Below are 23,530 nucleotides of genomic sequence, written 5' to 3' on the forward strand. Positions count from 1 at the left end.
GTTGTTTCTAGTAGGACCGGGGCAGCGACAAGCTGTGCTGGGCAACGTAGTTCAAGATCATTTCGCGACTGACAGGAGCGATGCGCAACAGTCGCGCCACACTCCACTGAGGAAGCAGTCCGTACTCGACACTCAACCCGTTTCCTCCATGCGTCTGGATGGCGGTCTCCACGGCACCGACGGCGGCCTCCGCGGCGGCGTACTTGGCGACATTCGACGCCTCGCCTGCCGGCTGGCCCTCTGCGTAGAGCCACGCTGCACGTGAGGTCGCCATCGCCGCGAGGTCGACCTCGATCTTGGCTTTGGCCAGTGGGTGTGCGACGCCTTGGTGCGCACCGATGGGCGCTCCCCATACCGACCGAGTACGTGCGTATGCCGCTCCCCGCTCGACTGCGAATCGACCGATTCCGACGCAGACCGCGGCACCGGTGATGCGTTCTGGGTTCAGACCGTCGAATACCTGACGGAAACCTTCGTCGGCATCACCGAGGAGACTGCTGGCCGGGAGGCGGACGTTGTCGAAGTGAAGAGTGAACTGTTTCTCAGGGAGGCTTGCTGCGACCGGCAGGATGTGTTTGACCAAACCCGGGGTGTCGGTGGGAACGAGAAACAAGGACAGCTTCCCGCGGCCCGTTGTTTCGTCCTTGCCTGTGCGGGCAACGACGACGATCGCGCCTGCCTCGTCGACGCCGGAGATGTAGTACTTCGAGCCGTTCAAAACATAATCGTCACCGTCGCGACGGGCCGTCGTCGACATCTTCTGAGTGTTCGACCCCGCGTCTGGTTCGGTGATCGCGAAGACGACCTTCGTCTCGCCCGAAGCCATGCGCGGCAGCCACTCTCGACGCTGTTCATCGGTACCGTACTTCGCAATCAACTCACCGGAGATCGCGCTCGACACGAGCAGCAGGAGCAAGGGACAACCGTGAGCGGCGGTTTCCTCGCACACCAGTGCCAACTCGGTCATTCCTGCACCGCCACCGCCGTACTCCTCCGGCAGGTTGATGCCGATGAATCCACTGTCGGCCAGAGCTTTCCACAGTTCGTCGGTCGGCTCGTGGGCCGCAGCGCGCTCAGCGAAGTAGTCCGGTCCGAATTTGTCGGTGATGGCGCCGACGGCGTCGCGGATTGCGCGGTGTTCTTCGGATTCGGTGAAGTTCATGTCGTCTCCTCGTGTGAGTGTGTGCGGGCGCCCGGTGGCACTCGAAATTGTTCGAAACCCGCTGCCGCGCCGCTTCGAAGCAGAGTCGCAGATTGCAGAGCCGATTCGTGGGCGAGCGCACCGCGCAAACTCTGATCGGATGCAGTGTTGATGGACTTCTTGGTCATCGCGATCACGAAATCGTCGAACTCCGCAAGTTCGGCGGCCAACTCGACGGCTCGAGCAAGTGCGCGCGATGCATCTTCGGCGACCTCGTTGACCAAGCCGATCTCCACCGCACGCTCGGCATCGACCACTGGCGCACGTAGGAGCAAATCCTTGGCTCGTCGTGCACCGACCAGACGCGGTAGCAGATACGCCGCGCCGGCATCGGGGATGACTCCTCGGCGCACGAATACTTGGCAGAACCGAACATCGGCTGCGCAGACCACCAAATCGCATGCCATTGCCACATTGAATGCCGCACCGTAGGCAACTCCGGACACCGCCGCTACCACTGGCAATCGGCTGTCCCAGATTTCGGTGAGCGCATCGTGAAATGCAGACATCAAGTCTGACTCGGCAAAACTGTCGGTGCTGTCGATCGTGTCGAGAATGGACTGAATGTCCCCACCCGCAGAGAAATTGGCACCGACGCCGGTCAACACCACCGAACCTACGCTGCGGTCGGATGCCGCTTCGCAAAGCTCACGCGCCAAGGCTGCGGCTGTCGCAGTCGACACCGCATTCATCTTCTCCTGATTGTCGAAGGCCATCACCCGCACGCGGCCTACGTCCCAGGTCGTCAGTCCGGTCATCTATCCGTCCACCAGTTCATCCGGCACTTCGGTATGCCGCGCCCGTAGGTATTCCCCGAGCCCTTTGGCTTGTGCATCCGGTCTCGTCGACGACGCAACCCCGTCGCCGAGGAAACGATCGACCACGAAATTGAGCGCTCTGAGATTGGCGAACTCGTACCGTGAAATATTCAGACCCGTTGCCTCGGGCACCAGTTCGACAAATCGATCGACTGTCAGGTGCGAACGGAGCCAGCTCCATCGCTCGTCGGAATCGGTCCAGACACCGACGTTCGCTTTGCCGCCCTTGTCGCCGGAACGAGCCGCAACGACGTGCCCGATCGGCCGCCGCGTGACAGGTCGGTTTCCGTCGTCGTGCGTCGGTGCATCCGACGCCGGTTCCGTCCTGGCCGCCGCGACGCCGGCTGTATGAGGAATTGTTTCTCGTGATCCGTCGTGATGCACAACCACGTGTTCCACTTCGGATGACGGAATCAGCGTCGGCCAGTACACCCCGAATTCGGTTGCCGAGGACGGCGGGGTCGTGGTGTGAAAGCCGGCGTAGCCGCCGAGCGCGAGCTCCATCACGGCGCCGGAAAAGGCGCGGTCGACCTTGCTTCGGTCGCGATCTTTCACTGTTACTCGCAGATGCGCCGACGCCTGTGCAGCTGTGGCCGGGTCGATACTGTCGAAGCGCAGTAGTTGCACGTCCGCCTCATCGAATACTTTTCGACCGCCCAGGATCTCGAACAACTCTTCTGTCGCCCATGCGGCCTTCTCCTCGATGTCGAGTCCGGTGAGCACCATGGTCATGGTGTTGCGGAATCCACCGACATAGTTCATCGCGACCTTGAGGGAGGTCGGCGGCGGAGTTCCCACGACGTTCGACACCAGCACCCGGTTCTCGTCCTCCTGCTCTACACGAGCAGTGTCGAAGTGCGCCACGACGTCAGGGTTCAGATAGTGCGGGTGGTCGACCTCGTACAGCAATTGTGCGGTCACCGTCCCGACCGACACCAATCCGCCGGTGTCGGGGTGCTTGGTGATGACAAAACTTCCGTCATGAGCGATCTCGGCGATCGGGAAACCCGGGTAACGACGATCCACGACTTCGTTGATCTGCGAGTAGTTTCCGCCGGTTACCTGCGGTCCACATTCGATGATGTGGCCGGCAAGAACGGAGCCCGCCAGTGCGTCGAAGTCGTCCCGCTTCCAGCCGTGCCACCAGGCGCTGGCACCCACGACGAGCGATGCGTCGGTGACGCGTGGGCAGATCACGATGTCGGCCCCAGTCCGAAGGGCAGCCGCGATCCCCCATCCCCCGAGGTACACGTTCGCCGAGACCGGTTCTACGTCCGCATCGGCGAGGGCGACTCCACTGTCCAAGTGTCGAAGTGGGTGGCCGGCTTCTTGCAAGCCGATCAGGCGAGGATGGAGGTCGTCGCCTTCGACATGCGCGACTTTGACATCGACGTCGAGCTCGGTGGCAAGTTCACGCACCTTCTCGGCGAGTCCGGACGGGTTGAGACCACCTGCATTGACGACGATCTTGATGTTCTTGTCGATGCAGTCGGCCAGGACTTGCTTCATCTGGGTGAGAAAGGTTTTCGCGTAGCCCGAGTCCGGGTCTTTCTTGCGAGCTTTCCACAGAATGAGCATCGTCAACTCGGCCAAGTAGTCCCCGGTGACCACGTCGATCGGGCCGCCGTCGACCATCTCGCGAAAAGCTGCGATGCGGTCACCGTAAAAGCCGGATGCGTTGCCGATACGGACAGGACGCCTCTGGGCGGTTTCAGGGTTCATCTAGTTCCTCCTGAGTGCAGAGTTACGGATGTCGACGGTGCTCGACCCGGGCCCGGTGCACCCGCGAACGTCTGCGCAATGGACATCCACGACTGTGCTGTAGGGCCGGTGACCGTCAATCGGGTGTCGTCGAGGTGGCGACGTTGGGTGACCGCGAGAGCGAAGTCCTCGGCGGGCCCGGCAACGCGGTCGACTGCGTCCTCCGGTCCCCACGTCCAGATCTCGTCGGAGTCCGGTGCCGAGAGTTCCACCCGCACAGCGATTGCCGGTACTTCGAGCTGGTTGAGTACGTGCACGAAGCCGAACGTGCTCACCCCGAGATGGGCGATGCTCCGCAGACCAGGGCTCGTCGGGTGGGCGCGATCGAGTGCGTCGTAGATGTCCTGGCCGTGCGCCCAGGTCTCCATCAACCGGGCTGTCGCCGACGACGCAGCGCTCATGCTGGGGCCGTACCACGGGGCTCGGTCGCGCGGACCGGAGTGCTCGAATGTCGCAAGCAGTGCTGCGCGAGAACGTTCGAACCAGGACAGCAGATCGATGGGTGTCGTCGCACGATAACGTTCGGCGATCCTGTCGGGAAAATTCAGACCATCCTTGGTCAGTTCTGCAGCTTCTCGGCGGAATCGATCCGGATCGAGTAACGCATCGTTCGCCGTGTCGTCGAAGTACGCGAGATGTGAAATTTGGTCGCGCACCGACCATCCCGGTGACGGTGTCGGGATATTCCACTCCGAGTCGTCGAGTCCGGTGAGCACCGCAATCAAGTTCGACGATTCGGTTCGTAGGTCGTCCAGCAGCGCCGGGTAGTCCAGTGCCATCAGAGTGCCGTCCAGACTGGTTTCCGCTTCTCGCGGAACGCCCTCATACCCTCTTGCGCGTCGGCACTGTGATAAACCGGATCCCAGATCTTCTCGGCGCGCTCGAATGCTTCGCTGAGAGGGTGCTCAGCGGTCAATCGCATCGTTTTCTTGCCCGCCGAGACCGACAGTGGCGCATTCGAGGCGATCTGCTCGGCAAATGCTTGTGTGACCGAACGTAACTCGGCAGGCTCGGCGATCTTGTTCACCAGCCCCACCTCGTAGGCTCGCTGCGCAGACAATGGGATCCCGGTCAAGACGATCTCGGTGGCAATGCGAGGTGGAATCATCCAGGACAGTGGCGCTGCCCACGGCGAGCCCCGACCGATCTTCACCTCGGACACTGCGAAAGTCGCCGTGCTCGACGCGACAGCGAGATCACACGTCTGCGCGAGGAGAAACCCTCCGCCGAAGGCTGCGCCGTTGACGGAGGCCATGGTTGGCTTGTCGACCGTGATGTTTCGACCGAACTGGGGAACGAAATCCGCCGGAGGAACGGTCAATTGATTATCGGCCATCTCCTTCAGATCCCCACCTGCGCAGAATGCTTTCTCTCCGGTTCCGGTCAGGACCAGGACCTGTGCGGCCTTGTCGTCGTTGAATCGGTGTATGCCATCGAACAGGCCGTCACGGACATCCTTGTTCAGGCTGTTTCGCGCCTCCGGCCGGTTGATCGTGAGCCAGGCAACGCCGCGCACGACCTCGTAGGTCACTTCCTCGGTCATTGTCCGTCCTCGCCTTCGCTCGTGATGACGGCCAGCACGGTGCCCGCATCCACCTGTTGGCCTTCGACGACCGGCAGTGCCCCGACCGTGCCGTCCGCGGGTGCCTTGATGGTGTGCTCCATCTTCATGGCTTCGAGCACGATGACCGCTTGACCGGTGGTGACGCTGTCGCCCTCGCCTACAGCCACCCTGACGACTGTTCCCGGCATCGGTGCGAGCAGGGAGCCTGCTTCTTGTCTGCCCGCCGGGTCCGGGAATCGCTCGGCCTCGATGAACTCGGAGTTGCCGAGCGAGCTGTGTACGTAATGCGCACGCCCCACCCGAGTGACCCGGTAACGGCGCCGAACTCCGTCGATGACGGCGTCGACCGAATCCGCGGATCGAGTGACAACCTCGATACTGTCGAACGTAGTGTCACCGACTGAAGCTCGAACAGTGTTGTGCTGCAATCGGTATCGAACGTCCAGCTCGGTCCCGTCGTGATCGAGTATCAACGACTGCGGAGCACTGCGCACCGTCCTGAATCCGGACGGCAGTCCTGGCAGAACCTTGGTCGATTCGCGTCGTTCGGTCAGTGCTGCAAGAGCCGCGACAATCGCATGAGTAGTCGCGATACTTCCGTCTGTTTGCGCCGATGTCAGCTCTGCGACGGAATGTCGTTCGAGATATCCGGTGTCCGTTGCACCGGAACGGAACTCGTCCTCTCTGAGGATTCCGATCAACAAATCGCGGTTCGTCGTGACGCCGTGCACCGACGACTCGGTGAGAGCACGTGCGACACGGTCGCATGCGTCGTCGCGGTCACGTCCGTAGCCGATGATCTTTGCCAACATCGGGTCGTAGAACGTGCTGATATGCGAACCGGATTCGAATCCGGCGTCGACCCTGATCCCCGGGAACTCCGGAATCTCGAATGTTGCCAAAGTGCCCGATACCGGCATGAATCCGGCTGCGGCATCCTCGGCATACAACCTCACCTCGACGGCGTGACCGGTGAAGGTCGGATTCAGGATTTCGTCGGGCAAGGGTTGGCCGGCCGCCACGAGAATCTGGCCTCGCACCAAATCGGTACCGGTGACCATTTCGGTGACGGGATGCTCGACCTGGAGACGAGTGTTGACTTCGAGGAAGTAGAACGCGCCGTCCGGTGCCATGACGAACTCGACGGTTCCTGCGCCTTCGTAGTTCAGCGCCTTGCCTGCCGACGTTGCGGCCTGGCCGAGCGAAGCGCGAAGTTCGTCGTCCACCGCCGTGGACGGCGATTCTTCGATGATCTTCTGATAGCGCCGCTGGATCGAGCATTCACGTTCACCGAGGTGAACGACGTTTCCGTGACGGTCGCCGAAAATCTGGACTTCGATGTGCCGTGGTGATTCGACGAACTTCTCGAGAAACACGGTGCCGTTGCCGAAGGCCGAGAGCGCCTCTCTTCTGGCACTTCGCACGGCCTCCACGAGCTCGTCGGCGGTGGCGACGATCCGCATGCCGCGGCCTCCGCCGCCGTACGCTGCCTTGACGAGGACGGGCAGTCCGATCTCGGTGGCGGCATCGGCGAGCCGTGCAGGGTCTTCGTCGGCCTCGTTCTCGACGACCATTCCCGGCAGCACCGGAACGCCTGCCGCGGACATGATGTTCTTGGCCTCGATCTTCGAACCCATAGCAGCTATCGCATCCGGCGACGGTCCGATGAAGATGACTCCGGCAGCGGCGCACGCTCGGGCGAACTCTTCGTTTTCCGAGAGGAATCCGTATCCCGGATGAACAGCGTCGGCTTTGGTCTTCGCTGCTGCGGACAGTACGAGATCCGCGCGGAGATAGGTGTCAGCGGGGGCGGTCCCAGGGAGGTGAACCGCTTCGTCGGCAAGCCGCACGTAAGGGGCATCTCGATCCGCATCCGAATAGAGGGCAACGGTGGCGATGTCCATTTCGCGCGCGGTGCGCATGACCCGGGCAGCGATCTCCCCGCGGTTGGCGACAAGGATCTTCTTGATTTTCGACATTGCTTCTCTCACATCCTGAATACGCCGTAGCCACGCTGGCCGGCGACATGATCGGAATGGGCAGCGGACAGTGCGATGCCCAGAACCGAGCGGGTATCACGAGGGTCGATCACGCCGTCGTCGTAGATTCGGGCGGAGACGAAGAACGGATGCGACTCGTCCTCGATCTGCTTCTCGATCGCTGCCGTCCGCTCGGCGTCGCCCTCGGCGTCGAAAGCGCGGCCTGCAGACTCGGCTGCGGACTTTCCGACGATGGACATCACGCCCGCGAGCTGCTGAGCGCCCATCACCGCTAGCCGGGCGTTGGCCCAGGTGAACATGAATCGAGGGTCGTACGCACGGCCGGACATTCCATAGTTGCCGGCGCCGAAAGACCCGCCCATGTTGATCGTGATGTGCGGAACCTTGCTGTTGGTGACCGAGTTGATCATCTTGGATCCGTCCTTGATGATGCCACCCTGTTCGTACTGGGTTCCCACCATGAATCCTGTGGTGTTCTGCAGGAAGATCAGCGGAGTGTCCGTTTGATTGGCAAGTTGGATGAATTCGCTTGCCTTCTTGGCCTCTTCGCTGAACAGGACACCCCGGGCGTTCGACAGGATTCCGACCGGAAATCCGTGCACACTGGCCCAGCCCGTCACGAGGGACGTCCCGTAGCGAGGCTTGTACTCCGAGAAACGAGACCCGTCGACCACACGCGCTATGACCTCACGAGGGTCGAACGGAACGCGCTGGTCGCCCGACGCAATGCCCAAGAGCTCCTCGGAGTCGTAGATCGGTTCGTCGGCAGGCAAACTCGGGCCGGGCCCGTGCTTTCGCCAGTTGAGGTGCGTGACGATGTCGCGACCGATCCGGATGCAATCGACCTCGTCGATCGCGAAGTAGTCGGCGACACCGGACACGCGTGAGTGCATGTCGGCACCACCGAGCTGCTCACCGTCGGCGTCTTCACCAGTTGCCATCTTCACCAGTGGCGGTCCACCGAGGAACACCTTCGCGGCCTTGTCGACCAACACGGAGTAATCGCACATTCCCGGTACGTATGCTCCACCTGCCGTGGCGTTTCCGAACACGAGTGCGACGGTGGGAATTCCCATCGACGACAGCTCGGTGAGATCGTGAAAGATTTTGCCTGCGAACACGAACAGCTCCGACTGAGTCGGCAGATCGGCACCGCCGCTTTCGACCAGATAGAGCACCGGAAGTCGGTTGGTACGGGCGATCTCGAGTGCTCGCAGATTCTTCTTGAGCGTGAAGGGGTTCATCGCGCCGCCGCGCACGGTCGGGTCGTGCGCGATGATCATGCACTCGACGCCCTCGACCACACCGACACCGGTGACAATGGCAGCACCGACCGTGAACTCCGTTCCCCACGCGGCAAGTGCCGACAATTCCAGGAACGGAGCGTCACGGTCCAGTAGCAGTTCGATGCGCTCACGGGCGAGCAACTTGCCGCGGTCGCGGTGACGCTGGGCGTAGCGCTCGCCCCCGCCGGCCACGACGGTTTCCAGCTGGGCGTCGAGCGCGGCGACTGCAGCACGTTGGATATCGAGATTGGTCTTGAACTGCGACGAGGTCGTGTCGACAGCAGCCTGCAATACGGCCATTTTCCCGCCTTACGTTTCTTCGGAGCACGGACACCGTCTCAGTGAGTGTGTCGTGGGTTACACATTAGTGAATACCGATAAACTAACGCCGCTGCAGCGACCGTGTCAACCTCGCTTTCGCCGGGCTGGGCGCGCTTTTGCCCCCCTCTAGTGATTCTTCATTCTCATCCCGCGAACTACATCCATAGCTGGGCGCTATCGAGCGCAGGTCGGACATGCAGCGGTTATGTAGTTCGTCGCCAGGAGCGCGGGGTCAACAGGCCTAGAGTTGCCGCAAGACCGTTCGAGATAGTAAATTGCGAATAACTAGCCCACGATTCGAAGGCGGTGACAGTTGACGACAGCACAGGCTGCACGTGTGCGAGACCCCGAACGCAGCGCGAAGATTCTGGATGCGGCAGTGGAGTTGTTTGCGTCGCGCGGCTTTCACTCGGTTGCGATGTCCGATATCGGGCAGACCGCCGGGATCGTCGGCTCGGGAATCTACCGACACTTCGAGAGCAAGTACGCAGTGCTGGTTGCCCTCCTCGAAGATGTGATGACGAGGCTCTCCACCAGTGCGGATCGTATCGTTGCCGTGCACGCCGACACCGAATCGACCATGAAGCATCTCGTCGAGACCCAGATCGACTTCTGCCTGCAGAACAGTCGATACGTCCAGCTGTACCGGCAAGAAATCAACTCACTTCAGGAGGATGACCGCAGGCGGCTCCGCCGGATGCAGCGTCGATACAACGAGGAATGGATAGCCACATTGCTCGAGATGCGGCCGGAACTCGACGATTCCCGCGCGCGCGTCCTCGTTCACGCTGCCATCGGTGCGATCCAGTCGAGCGTCACCTTGGACAGCGGCCTGCAAGCGGATGAACAGGCTGCGAGTCTGATGGCGATAGCGCAGAGTTGCCTCGCGACCGAGTGGTGATGTGGTCGATGTGAGCGAGGTCCAGGCGAAGTCATCGACAGTGACGGTGACCAACGGCGAGGAATGGCGATCGGCTATCGCCAAGGCCTTCCTGCCGATGACAGCGGAGTCACTTCCGTCGACGGGGTTCTTCGGCAGAATCGACGCTATCGACACCGATGATTTCTCGATCGCCCGGGTGACGTCGATGCCGCAGAACATCAATCGGACAGCGTTGGCGTGTCGTCGCACCCCGACCGACATGATCAAAGTCCTGATCCAGCGCCGCGGGTCCCATCGGATCGCCCAAGGCGAGCACCGAACAAGTGCGGCCGCAGGCTCGCTGACCGCGTACAACACCGACGTCCCGTACGCGTTGACCCTGCCGCAGGAATTCTGTGCCGACGTCATCATGGTCCCGAGGTCTCGCCTGAAATTTGTCGAGAACGCAATCAACGACGTTCACAAGAGTCCGCTCACTCTCGAATACGGCACTGCTGCACTACTTTCCCAGCACGTCGACCAGCTGATGACCAGAACTGACGAGATACCGACGGACTCCGCCATCCGCATGGCCAACCTCGCGATCGACATGCTTGCGGTCGTCCTCGGTGATGTCGCGACCGCGGATCGTCCCTCCGGGGTGCTCCTCGACACCGTGCAGTTCTGGATCCGTCGCCATCTCGCCGACGAGACCTTGGATCCGTCGACCATCGCCGACGCGAACGGTATCTCGGTGCGCCACCTGCACCGACTGTTCGCCCGCGCGAACCTCACGGTATCCACCTACGTTCGCCGAGAACGGTTGCTACGCATACGTCGCGACCTTCTCGACCCACTCCTCGACCGACATACCATCGGCTCGATCGGGGCCAGGTGGGGCCTGGCCGATCAGGCGCATCTGAGCCGACTCTTTCGCGACGAGTTCGGGCAATCACCACGCAGTATCCGCAACGGGGCACAGGCCGACAACAACTAGGCACCGTGCTCCAAACGCATCGTGATGCAGGACACATATCTTCGAGAGGTCGACGAAGCACATCGACTTCCCGAATGAAATGAGACCACCCACATGGCATCGCTGACTTCGCCCCCACCACTGACAATGCGGAGCACGCACGTCCACGACTACGACCGCTTCTATATCGGCGGCACCTGGACTACTCCCCGCGGGGGCGACAAGATCGAGGTCGTATCGCCCATCGACGGTTCTGTCGTGGCGGTAGTTCCGGAACCCACCGATCTCGACATCGATGACGCAGTTCTGGCAGCCCGTAAAGCGTTGAACGGCAGCGAGTGGCGGTCGACGACGGCACCCGAACGCGCGTCGCTGCTCGACAGCCTCGCTGATGAGATCGAAAAACGGATCCCTGAGATCGCCGAAATTTTCGCTGTGGAGATCGGTGCACCGCTGGCAGTCGGTACTCAGTTCCATCAGATGTCGGTCAGCATCCTGAGGCAGTTCGCCGAGATCGCGCGCACCACGGAGTTCACTGTCGATCGAGTCGACGGCGGTAACCGGGTCCGGATTGTCAAGGAACCTGTCGGCGTCGTCGGTGCCATCATTCCGTGGAACGGACCGATCGCCGCCGCAGCGTTCAAGATCGGGCCCGCCGTCGCCTCCGGGTGCACCGTCGTGCTCAAAGCTGCACCGGAAGGCCCTCTCACGGCCTATGTTCTGGCCGAATGTGTAGAGGCGGCCGGGATTCCCGCCGGAGTGATCAACATTGTCCCTGGAGGCCGCGAGGTCGGTGAACACCTGGTCACACACCCCGGTGTGGACAAGATCGCCTTTACTGGCAGCACAGCCGCCGGGCGGCGAATCATGAGCCTGTGCGGTGACCGCATCGCGCGGCTATCGCTCGAACTCGGCGGCAAATCAGCGGCAATCGTAGCGCCGGACATCGAGTTCGCCGAAGTACTACCTCATCTGATCCCTGCAAGCGTCGGACACACAGGCCAGGTCTGCGCTGCGATTACCCGGGTACTCCTGCCTCGGTCGCGGTACACCGAGTACACCGAGATTCTGGCTGCCGCAATGAGTTCGTTGCCGCTCGGCGATCCATTCGACGCCGCCGTGGCTCTCGGCCCGATCGCCATGCAGAGGCAGCTCGAACGCGTCGAGGACTACGTCCGAATCGGTCTCGCCGAAGGCGCGCACATCGCAACAGGTGGATCCAGGCCTGACGAGCTGACTTCTGGATTCTATTTCTCTCCAACACTTTTCGTGGACGTCACGAACGAGATGCGAATTGCCCGCGAGGAAATCTTCGGACCTGTGGTCGTCGCGATCGCCTACGACGACATCGACGATGCAATCCGAATAGCGAACGACTCCCCGTACGGTCTGTCCGGCGCGGTGTTCACTCACGACGATTCTGTCGCCGAGAAGGTAGTCCGCGAGGTCCGTACCGGCCAGATCTTCGTCAATACCGCGGGGTTGTGCGTCACACAGCCGTTCGGAGGCTTCAAACAGTCCGGGCTGGGTCGCGAGGGCGGCCCCGAAGGTCTCGACGGTTACCTCGAAACCAAAATGGTGCAGTTCGCAACAGCAGGAGACAACGCATGAAGACCAGAGGCGCATTACTGTGGAAGCCCGGAACGAACTCGGGGTGGAGCATCGAGGACATCGATCTCGATCCGCCGAGGCCCGACGAGGTACTCATCGAACTTGTTGCCTCGGGTCTGTGCCACTCCGATGCGCACCTCGACACCGGTGATATCCCTCTACCGTTCGCGCCCGTCCTGGGCGGGCACGAGGGTGCAGGCGTCATCGTCGAAGCCGGCGACCATGCGACGGGTCTCGAGGTAGGCGACCACGTCGTAACGACTTTCCTGCCGTCGTGTGGACGCTGCCGCTGGTGCGCACTCGGTATGTCCAGTCTGTGCGACGTCGGTGCCGGTGTCCTCGGCGGCAAAGCACCGGACGGAACCAACCGCATTCACGTCGACGGACAACCAGTGGGTGCGATGTCGTTTCTGGGGACCTTCTCCCCTTACGTCGTGGCCCCGGTCTCCGCGGTTATCAAGGTGCCCAAAGAAATTCCGCTCGACAAAGCAGCGCTGCTCGGCTGCGGTGTCCCGACCGGATGGGGCTCCGCTGTATACGCCGCCGATACTCAACCCGGAGACACGGTCGTCGTCGTCGGAACCGGTGGGGTTGGAATCCACGCAGTGCAGGGCGCACGATTGGCCGGTGCGACCACGATCGTCGCCGTCGATCCCGTCGAATTCAAACGCGAGACCGCATCCAAGCTCGGAGCAACCCACGTGGCTGAAAGTATCGCGGACGCCATGTCTCTGGTCGCAGATCTCACCGACGGCGTCATGGCTGACAAAGTCATTCTCACCGCGGGCGTCGGTGAGGGAAACTTGGTCGGCCCATGCAGTCTCCTGACACGGAAAGGCGGAACCACCGTCATCACTTCCGCTGCCCCGGCGATGCAAGCCGAGGTGTCGCTCAATCTCCTCGACCTGACAATGTCAGGAAAACGGCTCCAGGGCGCGCTGTACGGTCAATGCAACGCACGAGCCGACATCCCCAAACTGCTCGGCCTCTACAAGCGCGGCGAGCTGATGCTAGATGAGTTGGTCACCAACACATACAGTTTGGACGATATCAACACTGGATTCACCGACATGATGGAAGGTCGGAACATGAGAGGCGTCATCGTTTACGACTAGGCTGCCACTCCCACTGAGCCGCTACCGACGAGGACACACGTCGGTAGCGGCTCCGGCGGATCAGCAAGTTGAACCGTTGAGCCGGCTAGATGCTCAACAGCAACCGATCCAGTGCAGAACTCCATCTGTATGCCGTGCGGTCCATCCGAGCTCGGCCCGCGCCCGCGTACCCCGGACCCGACTGTTGGACCCGAGCGAAAAAGCCGCCATGTTGTACGGCCATTCGTCGGCAGCCTCGTCCAGGGTCAACGACCGAACTCCACTGAGCTCGAACCGGTGTGCAATCGCGACGGCCATGTCGTGAAAAGACGCCTCGCCAGTCTCGACGAAGTAGAATCCGCGAGCAGATTCGTCCTCGACAACGCGTGTGTACAGACGACACAGATCGCCGATATGTACCGTGGACCAGATATTCGCACCCTCCCCGATCTGGGGAGCTGCACCATAACGAAGCCCATAGGAAATGAGGGCGGGAACCTGCAGACTGTCCTGCCTCAGGCCCAATCCCCGCCCGTAGACCAACGAGTTGCAGAGCACCGCACTACGAACACCCTCTGCCCCAAGATCGAGCACTCGATGATCGATGGCGACTCGGGGTGCCTTGATCTCGTGCGGTGTCCACGCCGAGTCGGCGTCCATGATCCGTTCGTCCCAGACGTTCTCCGTCGATTCCCCACGATCCACGGTACCTACGATGCTGGAACCGCTGGTGTGCAGGAAGGCCTTTCCGGTTCCAAACAGGGCAGCGGCGAGGATATCGATCGAATTTCGGTGATCACTGCTGGCGGCGTTGATCACCACGTCGGCTCGTTCCGCTTCGGCCCGAAGAACATCGACGTCGTCCAGAGACCCGAGCACCGGCTCGATCTTCATCGCCTGGAGTTGCTTGGCCGCTTGTTCACTACGCACGAGCCCACGGACCTGATGGCCCCGGGAGAGCAACGCGGCCGCTACCGAACCGCCGATGTATCCGGTCGCACCGGTGATGAAGATATCCAGCGGCTTGGTGACACTCACGAGGTAACGCTCCCATTCCTGTAGTTTTCGACTGCATCGGCGCGCTTGTCCTGACGATCAGCCTGTCGCAAAAGTGACCACAAGTCGAAGTCAGGCCCGGGCCGGATCGAACAAACCCGCAGCGCGGTTCTCGCCATCATGCCCAGCCGGCCTTACTAAATCCAATACCAATTACCCATACGATTGATGATCTATTTGTAAATAATCGATCGGGGTGCCTGCACGCAAACTGGACCGGACCGAAAGCGGTCGGCACATAGACTCACCCACCTCAAGAATGTTTATTGCACATTTTGATATCAGTCTGATGCCAAACCAGTCTTGGACACAACGAAATTTGCGTTGTACCTTTGCCAAGTCTTGGTGACGGACGACACATCTACTCCGCCTCGAGGCTGCAATCACACGACTTTCCGCGACACCCACATCGCTGCCGTGGTCCGCGGTGAGATCTTATTCGACAGCTCCGTTTTGCGATCTCGTTCCACCCCAGGCGATCGCGCTTGGGTCGTCACGACCGGAAGGAACATCGCGAATGTCCCCCGACAGCGACGGTGCCTCAACCCGACAATGCAGTCGGTAAGGGCGCCACTGGGGTCACGTCCCCCGAACTACGGGATGATCCGCTCGTCAGTACGACAACGTCTTCGCATTTGTGCACGGCCGCATCGAACCAGCTTCATTTTCTGCGCCTTGGTGTATGCAGTCCCGGTATTCAGCCGCCCTTTGATCCTGACGAGTGCCGCATCGAAAGTCGTCACTGCCAAGCCATTCGCTTTCCAAAGCCCCCATTCCAACCGACAAGGAGCTGGGGACCAGACGCTCGCAGCCTCCGTTGTCGCTCCGAGCGGCCGCCAACCGCCTCAGACCACAACTATCCGATGACTTCACCCACCGAACAAGCCGCAATCACCACACCAGGGAGACACGAGCATGACTCAACCAATCGCCGACGAGCAGCACACAGCTGCTTCCGTTGGCTCGCCCGGCAGACTCAGGACGGCATACGCAGCCAGTGTCGGTGCAGTCATCGAAAATTACGACTTCCTCGCCTTCGGTACAGCCTCAGCCCTGTACTTCGGGGACGCCTTCTTCCCCTCCAGTAGTCCGACGATGGGAACTCTTCTCGCGTTGCTTACCTTCGGCGCTGGCTTTCTTGCCCGGCCACTCGGGGGTGCCCTCGGCGGACACTTCGGCGACAAGTTCGGCCGCAAGCCAGTTCTGGTGACGTCACTCCTCGTCATGGGATTCGCCACCTTTGTCATCGGCCTTCTCCCGACTTACTCGCAGATCGGTATCGCCGCACCGATCATCTTGGTCTCCGTCCGCCTGATCCAGGGCCTCGCCTACGGTGCCGAATGGGGTGGAGCCGTCATGATGGTCTTCGAGCACGCCCCGTCCCGGAGCAAAGGCCGGTACGCGGCAATACCCCAGGCCGGAAGCCCGGCCGGTATCGCTCTCGCTACCGTGGTCTTCATCGCCTCCGGCCAACTCGACAATGACTGGGCGTGGCGTCTTCCGTTCCTCGCAAGTGCACTCCTGGTCGGCGTCGGCCTCTTCGTTCGCCTCAAGCTCGAAGAGTCACCTGACTTCGAACATGCGAAGGAAGCCGGTGAGATCCTCGACAACCCGGTGGGCGAGGTGGTGCGCAGTGGCTGGAGCACGATTTTGAGAATTATCGCGCTTCGCGTCATGGAATCGTGCAGCTACTACATCGTCGCCACCTTCCTGCTCGGGTATATCAACAGAGACCATCCCGATGCCAAGCAAGCGACCCTCATTGCGATGTTGATTGCGTGTGTTCTCGCAGTTCCCGCCGTCATTGCATCAGGGGCAATCTCCGACAAGGTAGGGCGCAAGACCGTCTATCTGGCCGGTACGGTTGCCATGATTTTGTTCGCATTCCCGATGTTCTTGCTTACGAACGGAGGTAACCCGGTCCTCATCACCATCGCCTACATCATCGGCATCGCCGTGATCTGGGGAACGCTCGCCGGCGTCCAGGGCGCGTGGTTCGGCGAACTATTCCCGACGAACACGCGCAACTCGGGGGTGTCGCTCGGATACCAGATCGCCTCGAGCATCGGTGGCTTCGCACCGTTCGCCGCCGGAGCTTTGGCTGCCACGTTCGGATGGGTCGGCGGTTCGATCCTCTACATGTCCGCCGCCGTCATTGGTCTCATAGGACTTCTATCGACCCGTGAGACCTGGGGGAAGGCCGAGCGCAAGCGCGTGGATGACAGTCTGAGCGGTCAGGATTCGTCTACGTCCGTCGTGGCCACCGTGTCCTGATCAAATCGACTTTAGATCGATTCGACCGTCGAAGTTCGAAATTGCGTCCCGGGTGCAGAGCTACCCGGGGCGCATTTTCAATCGAGCGTCCGCAGCTCTCTTGGTTTTCACCTCGTCGAAGTCGACGATCATTACGCCTTTGAAGGAGTTTCAGTGGACATCGAACAGGTCCGCGCGTTCCTCGCAGTCGCGGACGAACTTCATTTCGGCCGGGCGGCAGCGCGGCTTCACGTCGCGCAACCTCCGCTCAGCCGCACAATAAAGCAACTGGAGAAGCACTTGAGTGCAACACTGTTCGACCGAAACACTCGTTCGGTAAAGCTGACCGCCGCCGGCGAAGCGTTGGTCCAGCCGGCGCGGGCAGTCCTGGACGCAATGCGAAGGGCCGAGAACGCAGTCGTATCTGCCGAAGGCGGTGAGACCGGGCTTGTCCGGCTCGCTTTTGCCGGGGTATCGACGCACCAGATGGTCGCGAGACTTGCTCGAGTGGTCCGGTCGCAGCATCCGGGCATCAGTCTGGAACTTTCGAGCCAGAACTTTGCGCAACCGGCGATGAAGAAGCTCCTCACCGGGGATACAGATCTCGCACTCGGCCGGTGGGACGTCGTTCCGCCCAGCGTCGAATCCGAGATCGTGATGGCAGATCACCTCGTGGTGGCAGTCGCTGACACCCATCCTCTGGCCGACCTACGCGGCGTGCGGATCGAGCGACTTGCCGGGGAACATTTCGTATCCCTCCCTCTGCACGACGGTTCTGTCCTCCCCGATCGACTGCGCAGACTGGCCGACGCGCACGGATTTGTCGCCGAAGTCGTCCAAATTGCTCCCGACACTCAGACTGCCCTTGCAGTGGTGGCTGCCGAGGTGGGTTGCCACCTCACACTTGCCTCGGTGGCGAACAACGTCACCGACCCACACGTGGTCTTCGTCCCCCTGGACGATACGTCGACAGACGTAGACATGCGAGCGGCGTGGAGACGAGACAACACCAACCCGGCACTTCGCGTTGTGCTGCGGCAAGTCGTCGGCCTCGGCGAGCAGCCGTAAGCGGGCGAAGCATTGAGCTCGTTTATGCGCGAAACTAGTGCTGATGCCGGACTATTCGAGCAGAAGCGCAGTCCGTCCTCGGTGTAAAGCGTAAAGGCCGGCTGAAGCGGCCAGCCGGCCGGACTCACGAAATTCGGACATCGCCACTACAGGCACCGCACGGTCATCCTGAGTAGGTCAGCGATGAAATGTCGCGAACTGCCCCCTTGTCGGCAGACAGCGCAAGCGCTGCGTAGGCCTGCAGCGCTTTGGAGACGCGACGCTGGCGTACCCCCGGCTTGTAACCGCCCGAACTGATCAACCTTGTCCGACGTTCCTGAAGTAGGTCGTCCGAAACCTCCACGGCAATTGTGCGATTCGGGATGTCTATGACTATCTGGTCACCGTCCTCGACCAGTGCGATGACACCGCCCGCCGCGGCCTCAGGTGATACATGCCCAATCGACAACCCCGATGTGCCGCCGGAGAAACGTCCGTCGGTCACGAGAGCACACTTGCTGCCGAGTCCGCGTCCTTTCAGGAACGAGGTCGGATACAACATTTCTTGCATTCCCGGACCGCCCCTCGGTCCCTCGTAACGAACAACGACAACATCCCCGGCCTTGATGCGACCGGACAGGATCGCGTTGCACGCCTCTTCCTGAGATTCGAGAACGACCGCGGGGCCACGAAATACGAGTATCGACTCATCGACGCCGGCAGTCTTGACGACGCATCCGTCGACGGACAGATTTCCACGGAGCACAGCGAGGCCGCCATCTGCCGAGTAGGCATGTTCGACGTCACGGATGCAACCGGAGTCCGCGTCGGTATCGAGACTCTCCCATCGCTCGGACTGCGAGAACGCCGCCGAAGACCGAACGCAACCTGGCGCGGCATGGAACAACTCGACAGCCTCGGGCGCTGGTGACTCACCGCGTACATCCCAGTGATCGAGCCACTCCGAGAGAGACGGAGCATGGACCGAACGGACATTCTCGTGCAACAGCCCACTGCGGCGTAGTTCACCGAGAATGGCTGGAATGCCGCCGGCTCGGTGGATATCTTCCATGAGATACGAACCGTTCGGCGCAGCCTTGCACAGACAGGGCACTACCCTGGAACGCTTTTCGATGTCTTCCAGGGTGTAATCGAGCTCGGCCTCGCGGGCGGCAGCAAGTAGGTGCAAGATGGTGTTGGTCGAACCTCCCATCGCGATATCCAAGGCCATCGCGTTGTCGAAAGCATCCCTGGACGCGATCGACCGCGGCAGAACCCCCTCATCGTCCTCGTCGTAGTATCGACGACACAGATCGACCGCGGTACTGCCTGCCTTCTCGTACAGGGAGCGGCGAGCGGTATGGGTAGCGAGGACGGAACCATTTCCCGGCAGAGCCAACCCGAGAGCCTCCGTCAGGCAGTTCATCGAATTCGCTGTGAACATACCCGAGCAGGATCCGCAGGTGGGACATGCCGCTTCTTCGATGCGGGTGATGTCCTCGTCCGACACCGTGTCCGAGGCCGAGTCCGCGATTGCCGAGACCAAATTGAGGCGCGTACGAACAGTGCCATCGACAAGGACCGCCGTTCCACCTTCCATCGGGCCGCCGGAGACGAAGACCGTGGGAATGTTCAACCTCAGCGCTGCCATCAACATACCGGGAGTTATTTTGTCGCAGTTGGAGATACACACCAACGCATCCGCACAGTGAGCGTTCACCATGTACTCCACGGAGTCTGCGATCAAGTCACGCGACGGCAATGAATACAGCATCCCGTCGTGCCCCATTGCGATACCATCATCGACAGCGATCGTATTGAACTCGCGGGCAATTCCACCTGCTTCCTTGATCGCTGCGCACACAATTCGGCCTACCGGCTGCAGGTGGGTATGCCCTGGGACGAATTCGGTAAAACTGTTGGCCACGGCGATGATCGGCTTACCGAAATCTCCACGGTCCACGCCAGCAGCACGGAGAAGCGCGCGGGCACCCGCCATGTTCCGGCCGTGCGTGACAGTTCGGGATCTCAAAGCAGGCATTCCATTGAACCTCTCGAAATACTTCGTACATCTCATGGCGACGCGCAATCCGGCACGTCAGGCTGAAAAACGTCGATAGTGTGGACGGTCGTAATACACCGAAACACGAACGGGCCGCGCTCGTCTCGCTTTTCGTAACGAAAGCGGGACGGGCACGGCCCCGGAGTGCCGAACCTACTGCTCCGAATCCGACTCCATGACCTGATGAACTTCGATCATATTTCCAGCGGGATCCGTCAGGAAGATCTGGTACCAGCCTTCGACCGACCAGATACCCCAGTCGTCGAACGGGATGTTGTGCTCACGAAGCCGGCGCATGACTTCCTGAATGTCGTCGGTCCTGAATGCGAAATGACCTCCGATCAACGGGTTGACGGTGTGTCCTTCGGTCAACGCAAGGTAAGGCTGGCGACGTGTGGCGTGAAGTTGAAGCTCATTTTTGTCACCGGCATCGTAGAATCGTGCTCTCGTGGCCCACTCCGAGTCACCCGACTCGCCGTTGTCCGTCGACCGCGACGTTGCAATCATGGGCGGGCTCGGTAGCTCACCCAGACCGAGCGCATCGGAGTAGAACTTACCCAACTCACCCATATCGTCCGAAGTGACGTTCACATGATGTAGTCGTAATTCCATTTCATTTCCTTTGATTGATTCAACTCGAGATTTCCGGCCGCATCGGCGCGACGGATGATAGTGGTCAGGGGTGTCACAGCACGGCGAACGAGTCCACGACGCTTCCCAGTGCAGGCGTCCACTGGGTCACGTCGATCGACGTGGTGACTCCTGCCTGCACGAACGGGTCGTCCGCGACCCAACTACGGACCTGAACGACGTCGTCGGCCTGAAAAATCAACAGCGCACCTGCTGAACCCTCGGATTCGAGACCTCCTGCTACCAGCAGACGGTTCTGCTCGACCAGCGTCCCCAGGTAGTCGCGGTGAGCCGGCCGAATTCGGTCGCGAGTGCCAGTGTCATCGCTGTACGTATACGTTACTGCGAACTTGGTCATTGCTGGAAACTCTTTCTGTGCTGTGTGACGGGTAAGTCAGAGATACGAACGAACCAGTTGACTGTCGTCGGACTCCAACAGCCCGAGTTCGGCAGCTCGCGCGTACTGCTGCTCTGCAGCTTCCAACAGCGGGATGTGGGCTCCACGCTCGACTGCCGACTCTTTGACCAAACCGATGTCTTTGGCAAGGATGGCCAGTCGAGTGGAGACGTCAGGGACCGAATCGAGCTGTGCCATTCGAGGGCCTCGTTCGTTCAAGAACCATGACGCGCCGGCACCCTTGGTGACGACATCGACTGCGATTTCAGGGTTCAAGCCCAGCTTGACTGCCAAAGCGACAGCTTCCGCGGCAACCGCAAGGTGTACCGAGCAGCACAGCTGGTTGACCATCTTCATGGCTTGACCGCCGCCCACGTCGCCTCCGACGAACCGTGTTGTACCAAGAACACCGAGAACAGTTGTCAACTCATCGATTTCCTCGGAATCGCCCGCGACGAAGAACGTCAATTCTCCCCGTTCGGCGCCCGGCACTCCGCCCGTCATCGGGGCATCCACCAGCTTGGCGCCTTTGTCGTTCAACAGCCGTGCCGCGTCCTGAGCTGCACTCTGCCCGACAGTCGAGCAGAGAATCCACAGTTCTTCCCCGACTGTTCGGCTGGCACTACCTGCTTCGACGACTGACATAAGTTGCGGGCCCGTGGCAACCGTGACCAACACGACGTCGCTCGGTGGCGCATCGTGCATGGTCTCGCGCGAGCTCATTCCGAACGTCTCCGCTTTCGCTCGGGCCGTCGGGTTCGGATCCACAGCGACTACTGCATGTCCTCGGTCGGCCAGCCTCTTTGCCATAGGCATGCCCATTGCTCCGAGGCCGATCACCGTTATGGAGATATCTCCTGGCAATTTTTCGGTCATGCTGTTTCATGCTCCATCAGTTGTCGGAATCAGATAAAAGTGGTGATGGTGTACGTCGTGAACGCCGCGTACACCAGTGCTGCAAGAGCAATTGCGCAGCGCCGACCGATCGAAATTCCGATGCGACGGTCCAACGAGCCGTTCACGCGAATAATCAGCACGCAACAGACAACCATCACCAGTCCGTTGAGAATGGCAGCAATTGCGATGAGAACAAACGGCTGGTTGAGACCAAGACCCAGTATCAAGGCACCGAGGGCCACCATCACCCACACCACCGTCGAGTAGATCTTTGCTTCAGTCCACCTAGCATGGTTGCTCAGGTAAATCGTGGACAGGATATTCGACGTGATTCGAGCGACCATGTCGACTACGACGAGATTTGCGAAGGTCAGCGAAATGGCACCCACCGACCAGAACAAGAGCTTGAGCCAAGCTCCATATTTTTCTTGAAGCGATTCTCCGAGGAAGCGGATAAATCCGAGATCGGCACCTCCAGAGTACCCACCCTGCGTCACTGTACTGAACGCGAGTACCGAGAATACGACGATGGTTACAAGGGTAACGACGTAAAACGTGAAGAACTGCTCAACCCGAACGGCCGTCCACCACTTTTTCCATTTCGCCAATTCTTCGTCATTTACCTCGAACTCGTATCCCGCAGCGGATCCAGCCTCTTCTTGGCCAGTAATGGGAGATACAACCCGGGGTGCGTGGATGCCCATACCCCAGCCTTTGTCGCGCGCCCAGTTACTCACGGCCAAGTTCACGACTCCGCCGCCACCGGCGAAAATGAGAGCCGACAGAAGAACAGTTGTCGGCACCTCGGCCGGCAGTCGACCGATCCCCTCCATCGTTGCCGAGGGAATTTCTGCCCAAGGCCTCCAGCCGATCAGAACCACCACGAGCACCGCAAAAGCAAGAATCATCAAGATTTTGAACATTTCGAGCTTCTCGACGGTTTGATAGACGACCGGAGAAAAAGTCAGCACCGCACCGATGAGTGCGAGACCTCCTACGGCGATCCACGTGACGTTTCCACCGCCGAGAGGGAAGGTGATCATTTGCGCTGCACTAGTCATCCACGCCGGCCAGGCGAAGGGTACGACGGTCATGACGATGAACAGCGGTGCCCACCCCCGCCACAGTCGGAGGAATCCAGTCAGGATGGTCTCGCCTGTCGCGAGGGTGTAACGGGCCACTTCGGTGTTGATGAAATATTGGAATGCGAGGCCGATTGCGGCGGCCCAGAGAAAAGTCAACCCCACGCGGCTGGTGATGAACGGATACAGAAGATATTCGCCGGTTCCGATTCCAACGGCGGAAATGATGACCCCGGGGCCAACGATCTTCCTCATACGCGGAACTGACGGCAACGATCGAGTCGGCATCTTGGGAAGCAGACCACCGTTCATCGATCCGGCCGATCCAGACCCGGACGGTGTGGCCACGGATTTCGAATTCGATTGCACCATAATTCCGATCACTTTCTTGACTTCGCAGTTGCGATCAACATGAACGCTTCGAGTAGTGACGATTGCCACAGGCTGCTTGAACTAAGCTAACGTTCGCCCGCGGAGTTGTCCAAGACTGATCACGCAAAACACTTATGCCGACCCGGTATCAATGAAAATCCCACGTCACCGGTTAGGAATCTGCCCAGCCGGCAGCCCTGCCACCTGCACCAATTCCATTGATATCAAAAATAGATCAAC

General features: G+C 60.6%; 19 protein-coding genes. 6 read left to right on the forward strand and 13 right to left on the reverse strand.

The genetic code is table 11. The features are described 5' to 3' along the window. Window positions 1–7: 7 nt before the first annotated feature. The 7 genes from ASG84_RS24175 to ASG84_RS24205 are packed head-to-tail and all read right to left on the reverse strand — an operon-like array spanning window position 8 to window position 8,930. On the reverse strand, window positions 8–1,162 hold the full coding sequence (locus ASG84_RS24175; RefSeq protein ID WP_057479489.1) for an acyl-CoA dehydrogenase family protein: 1,155 nt from the start codon (window positions 1,160–1,162) through the stop codon (window positions 8–10). Beyond that, on the reverse strand, window positions 1,159–1,959 hold the full coding sequence (locus tag ASG84_RS24180; RefSeq protein WP_057479490.1) for an enoyl-CoA hydratase/isomerase family protein: 801 nt from the start codon (window positions 1,957–1,959) through the stop codon (window positions 1,159–1,161). The genes ASG84_RS24175 and ASG84_RS24180 overlap by 4 nt, the downstream gene beginning before the upstream one ends. Further along, complete coding sequence (locus ASG84_RS24185) at window positions 1,960–3,741, reverse strand: acyclic terpene utilization AtuA family protein (protein WP_057479491.1); 1,782 nt, start codon at window positions 3,739–3,741, stop codon at window positions 1,960–1,962. Then, window positions 3,738–4,559, reverse strand: coding sequence for a TIGR03084 family metal-binding protein (locus tag ASG84_RS24190; protein WP_057479492.1), 822 nt, complete (start codon window positions 4,557–4,559; stop codon window positions 3,738–3,740). Before ASG84_RS24190 ends, ASG84_RS24185 begins: the two co-directional genes overlap by 4 nt. After that, window positions 4,559–5,323 (reverse strand): enoyl-CoA hydratase/isomerase family protein, encoded by a 765-nt coding sequence (locus ASG84_RS24195; RefSeq protein WP_057479493.1) that lies wholly within the window; start codon window positions 5,321–5,323, stop codon window positions 4,559–4,561. Before ASG84_RS24195 ends, ASG84_RS24190 begins: the two co-directional genes overlap by 1 nt. Then, a complete protein-coding gene (locus ASG84_RS24200) occupies window positions 5,320–7,323 on the reverse strand; it encodes an acetyl/propionyl/methylcrotonyl-CoA carboxylase subunit alpha (RefSeq protein ID WP_057479494.1) in 2,004 nt (667 codons plus the stop codon). The genes ASG84_RS24195 and ASG84_RS24200 overlap by 4 nt, the downstream gene beginning before the upstream one ends. Window positions 7,324–7,331: 8 nt before the next feature. Beyond that, window positions 7,332–8,930: an acyl-CoA carboxylase subunit beta gene (locus tag ASG84_RS24205; RefSeq protein WP_057479495.1), complete on the reverse strand. Its 1,599-nt coding sequence runs from the start codon at window positions 8,928–8,930 to the stop codon at window positions 7,332–7,334. A gap of 334 nt (window positions 8,931–9,264) precedes the next feature. Between ASG84_RS24205 and ASG84_RS24210 the strand changes: the two genes are divergently transcribed. From ASG84_RS24210 to ASG84_RS24225, 4 genes are all read left to right on the forward strand, one after another. Next, window positions 9,265–9,852: a TetR/AcrR family transcriptional regulator gene (locus ASG84_RS24210; RefSeq protein ID WP_057479496.1), complete on the forward strand. Its 588-nt coding sequence runs from the start codon at window positions 9,265–9,267 to the stop codon at window positions 9,850–9,852. Between the two features lie 10 nt (window positions 9,853–9,862). Next, entirely contained in the window at window positions 9,863–10,810 is a 948-nt protein-coding gene (locus tag ASG84_RS24215) for a helix-turn-helix domain-containing protein (protein WP_156399688.1), read from the forward strand. A gap of 93 nt (window positions 10,811–10,903) precedes the next feature. Beyond that, the gene (locus ASG84_RS24220; RefSeq protein ID WP_057479498.1) at window positions 10,904–12,400 is read left to right on the forward strand and encodes an aldehyde dehydrogenase; all 1,497 of its coding nucleotides are present in this window, start codon (window positions 10,904–10,906) and stop codon (window positions 12,398–12,400) included. Further along, window positions 12,397–13,515: an NDMA-dependent alcohol dehydrogenase gene (locus tag ASG84_RS24225; RefSeq protein WP_057479499.1), complete on the forward strand. Its 1,119-nt coding sequence runs from the start codon at window positions 12,397–12,399 to the stop codon at window positions 13,513–13,515. The genes ASG84_RS24220 and ASG84_RS24225 overlap by 4 nt, the downstream gene beginning before the upstream one ends. Before the next feature lie 93 nt (window positions 13,516–13,608). On the opposite strand, the gene ASG84_RS24230 is transcribed toward ASG84_RS24225, so the two are convergent. Further along, a complete protein-coding gene (locus ASG84_RS24230) occupies window positions 13,609–14,532 on the reverse strand; it encodes an NAD-dependent epimerase/dehydratase family protein (RefSeq protein WP_200936663.1) in 924 nt (307 codons plus the stop codon). 933 nt (window positions 14,533–15,465) lie between these two features. Here ASG84_RS24230 and ASG84_RS24235 point away from each other — a divergent pair. Both ASG84_RS24235 and ASG84_RS24240 read left to right on the forward strand, forming a co-directional pair. Beyond that, entirely contained in the window at window positions 15,466–16,824 is a 1,359-nt protein-coding gene (locus tag ASG84_RS24235; protein WP_057479500.1) for an MFS transporter, read from the forward strand. Window positions 16,825–16,977: 153 nt separating this feature from the next. Beyond that, on the forward strand, window positions 16,978–17,871 hold the full coding sequence (locus ASG84_RS24240; RefSeq protein ID WP_057479501.1) for a LysR family transcriptional regulator: 894 nt from the start codon (window positions 16,978–16,980) through the stop codon (window positions 17,869–17,871). A 163-nt stretch (window positions 17,872–18,034) separates the two neighbouring features. Here the strand turns inward: ASG84_RS24240 and ilvD are convergent, their stop codons facing one another. The 5 genes from ilvD to ASG84_RS24265 all read right to left on the reverse strand — a co-directional run bounded on the left by ilvD (window position 18,035) and on the right by ASG84_RS24265 (window position 23,359). Then, window positions 18,035–19,891, reverse strand: a complete 1,857-nt coding sequence (gene ilvD / locus ASG84_RS24245; RefSeq protein ID WP_057479502.1) for a dihydroxy-acid dehydratase — start codon at window positions 19,889–19,891, stop codon at window positions 18,035–18,037. A gap of 174 nt (window positions 19,892–20,065) precedes the next feature. Continuing rightward, window positions 20,066–20,524: a VOC family protein gene (locus tag ASG84_RS24250; protein WP_057479503.1), complete on the reverse strand. Its 459-nt coding sequence runs from the start codon at window positions 20,522–20,524 to the stop codon at window positions 20,066–20,068. Window positions 20,525–20,597: 73 nt separating this feature from the next. After that, the gene (locus ASG84_RS24255; protein WP_057479504.1) at window positions 20,598–20,900 is read right to left on the reverse strand and encodes a YciI family protein; all 303 of its coding nucleotides are present in this window, start codon (window positions 20,898–20,900) and stop codon (window positions 20,598–20,600) included. A 36-nt stretch (window positions 20,901–20,936) separates the two neighbouring features. After that, window positions 20,937–21,815: an NAD(P)-dependent oxidoreductase gene (locus tag ASG84_RS24260; RefSeq protein WP_082521188.1), complete on the reverse strand. Its 879-nt coding sequence runs from the start codon at window positions 21,813–21,815 to the stop codon at window positions 20,937–20,939. Between the two features lie 29 nt (window positions 21,816–21,844). Continuing rightward, a complete protein-coding gene (locus ASG84_RS24265) occupies window positions 21,845–23,359 on the reverse strand; it encodes an Nramp family divalent metal transporter (RefSeq protein ID WP_156399689.1) in 1,515 nt (504 codons plus the stop codon). Window positions 23,360–23,530: the final 171 nt, after the last annotated feature.

It is taken from the genome of Rhodococcus sp. Leaf278, from assembly GCF_001426085.1.
In the GTDB taxonomy this organism is placed as follows: Bacteria; Actinomycetota; Actinomycetes; order Mycobacteriales; family Mycobacteriaceae; genus Rhodococcoides.

What these genes read in the sequence shown, in the direction of transcription:
- ASG84_RS24175 (WP_057479489.1), bottom strand. Translation starts at nt 1,162, where the DNA reads ATGAACTTCACCGAATCCGAAGAACACCGCGCAATCCGCGACGCCGTC.
- ASG84_RS24180 (WP_057479490.1), bottom strand. Translation starts at nt 1,959, where the DNA reads ATGACCGGACTGACGACCTGGGACGTAGGCCGCGTGCGGGTGATGGCC.
- ASG84_RS24185 (WP_057479491.1), bottom strand. Translation starts at nt 3,741, where the DNA reads ATGAACCCTGAAACCGCCCAGAGGCGTCCTGTCCGTATCGGCAACGCA.
- ASG84_RS24190 (WP_057479492.1), bottom strand. Translation starts at nt 4,559, where the DNA reads ATGGCACTGGACTACCCGGCGCTGCTGGACGACCTACGAACCGAATCG.
- ASG84_RS24195 (WP_057479493.1), bottom strand. Translation starts at nt 5,323, where the DNA reads ATGACCGAGGAAGTGACCTACGAGGTCGTGCGCGGCGTTGCCTGGCTC.
- ASG84_RS24200 (WP_057479494.1), bottom strand. Translation starts at nt 7,323, where the DNA reads ATGTCGAAAATCAAGAAGATCCTTGTCGCCAACCGCGGGGAGATCGCT.
- ASG84_RS24205 (WP_057479495.1), bottom strand. Translation starts at nt 8,930, where the DNA reads ATGGCCGTATTGCAGGCTGCTGTCGACACGACCTCGTCGCAGTTCAAG.
- ASG84_RS24220 (WP_057479498.1), top strand. Translation starts at nt 10,904, where the DNA reads ATGGCATCGCTGACTTCGCCCCCACCACTGACAATGCGGAGCACGCAC.
- ASG84_RS24225 (WP_057479499.1), top strand. Translation starts at nt 12,397, where the DNA reads ATGAAGACCAGAGGCGCATTACTGTGGAAGCCCGGAACGAACTCGGGG.
- ASG84_RS24235 (WP_057479500.1), top strand. Translation starts at nt 15,466, where the DNA reads ATGACTCAACCAATCGCCGACGAGCAGCACACAGCTGCTTCCGTTGGC.
- ilvD (WP_057479502.1), bottom strand. Translation starts at nt 19,891, where the DNA reads ATGCCTGCTTTGAGATCCCGAACTGTCACGCACGGCCGGAACATGGCG.
- ASG84_RS24250 (WP_057479503.1), bottom strand. Translation starts at nt 20,524, where the DNA reads ATGGAATTACGACTACATCATGTGAACGTCACTTCGGACGATATGGGT.
- ASG84_RS24255 (WP_057479504.1), bottom strand. Translation starts at nt 20,900, where the DNA reads ATGACCAAGTTCGCAGTAACGTATACGTACAGCGATGACACTGGCACT.
- ASG84_RS24260 (WP_082521188.1), bottom strand. Translation starts at nt 21,815, where the DNA reads ATGACCGAAAAATTGCCAGGAGATATCTCCATAACGGTGATCGGCCTC.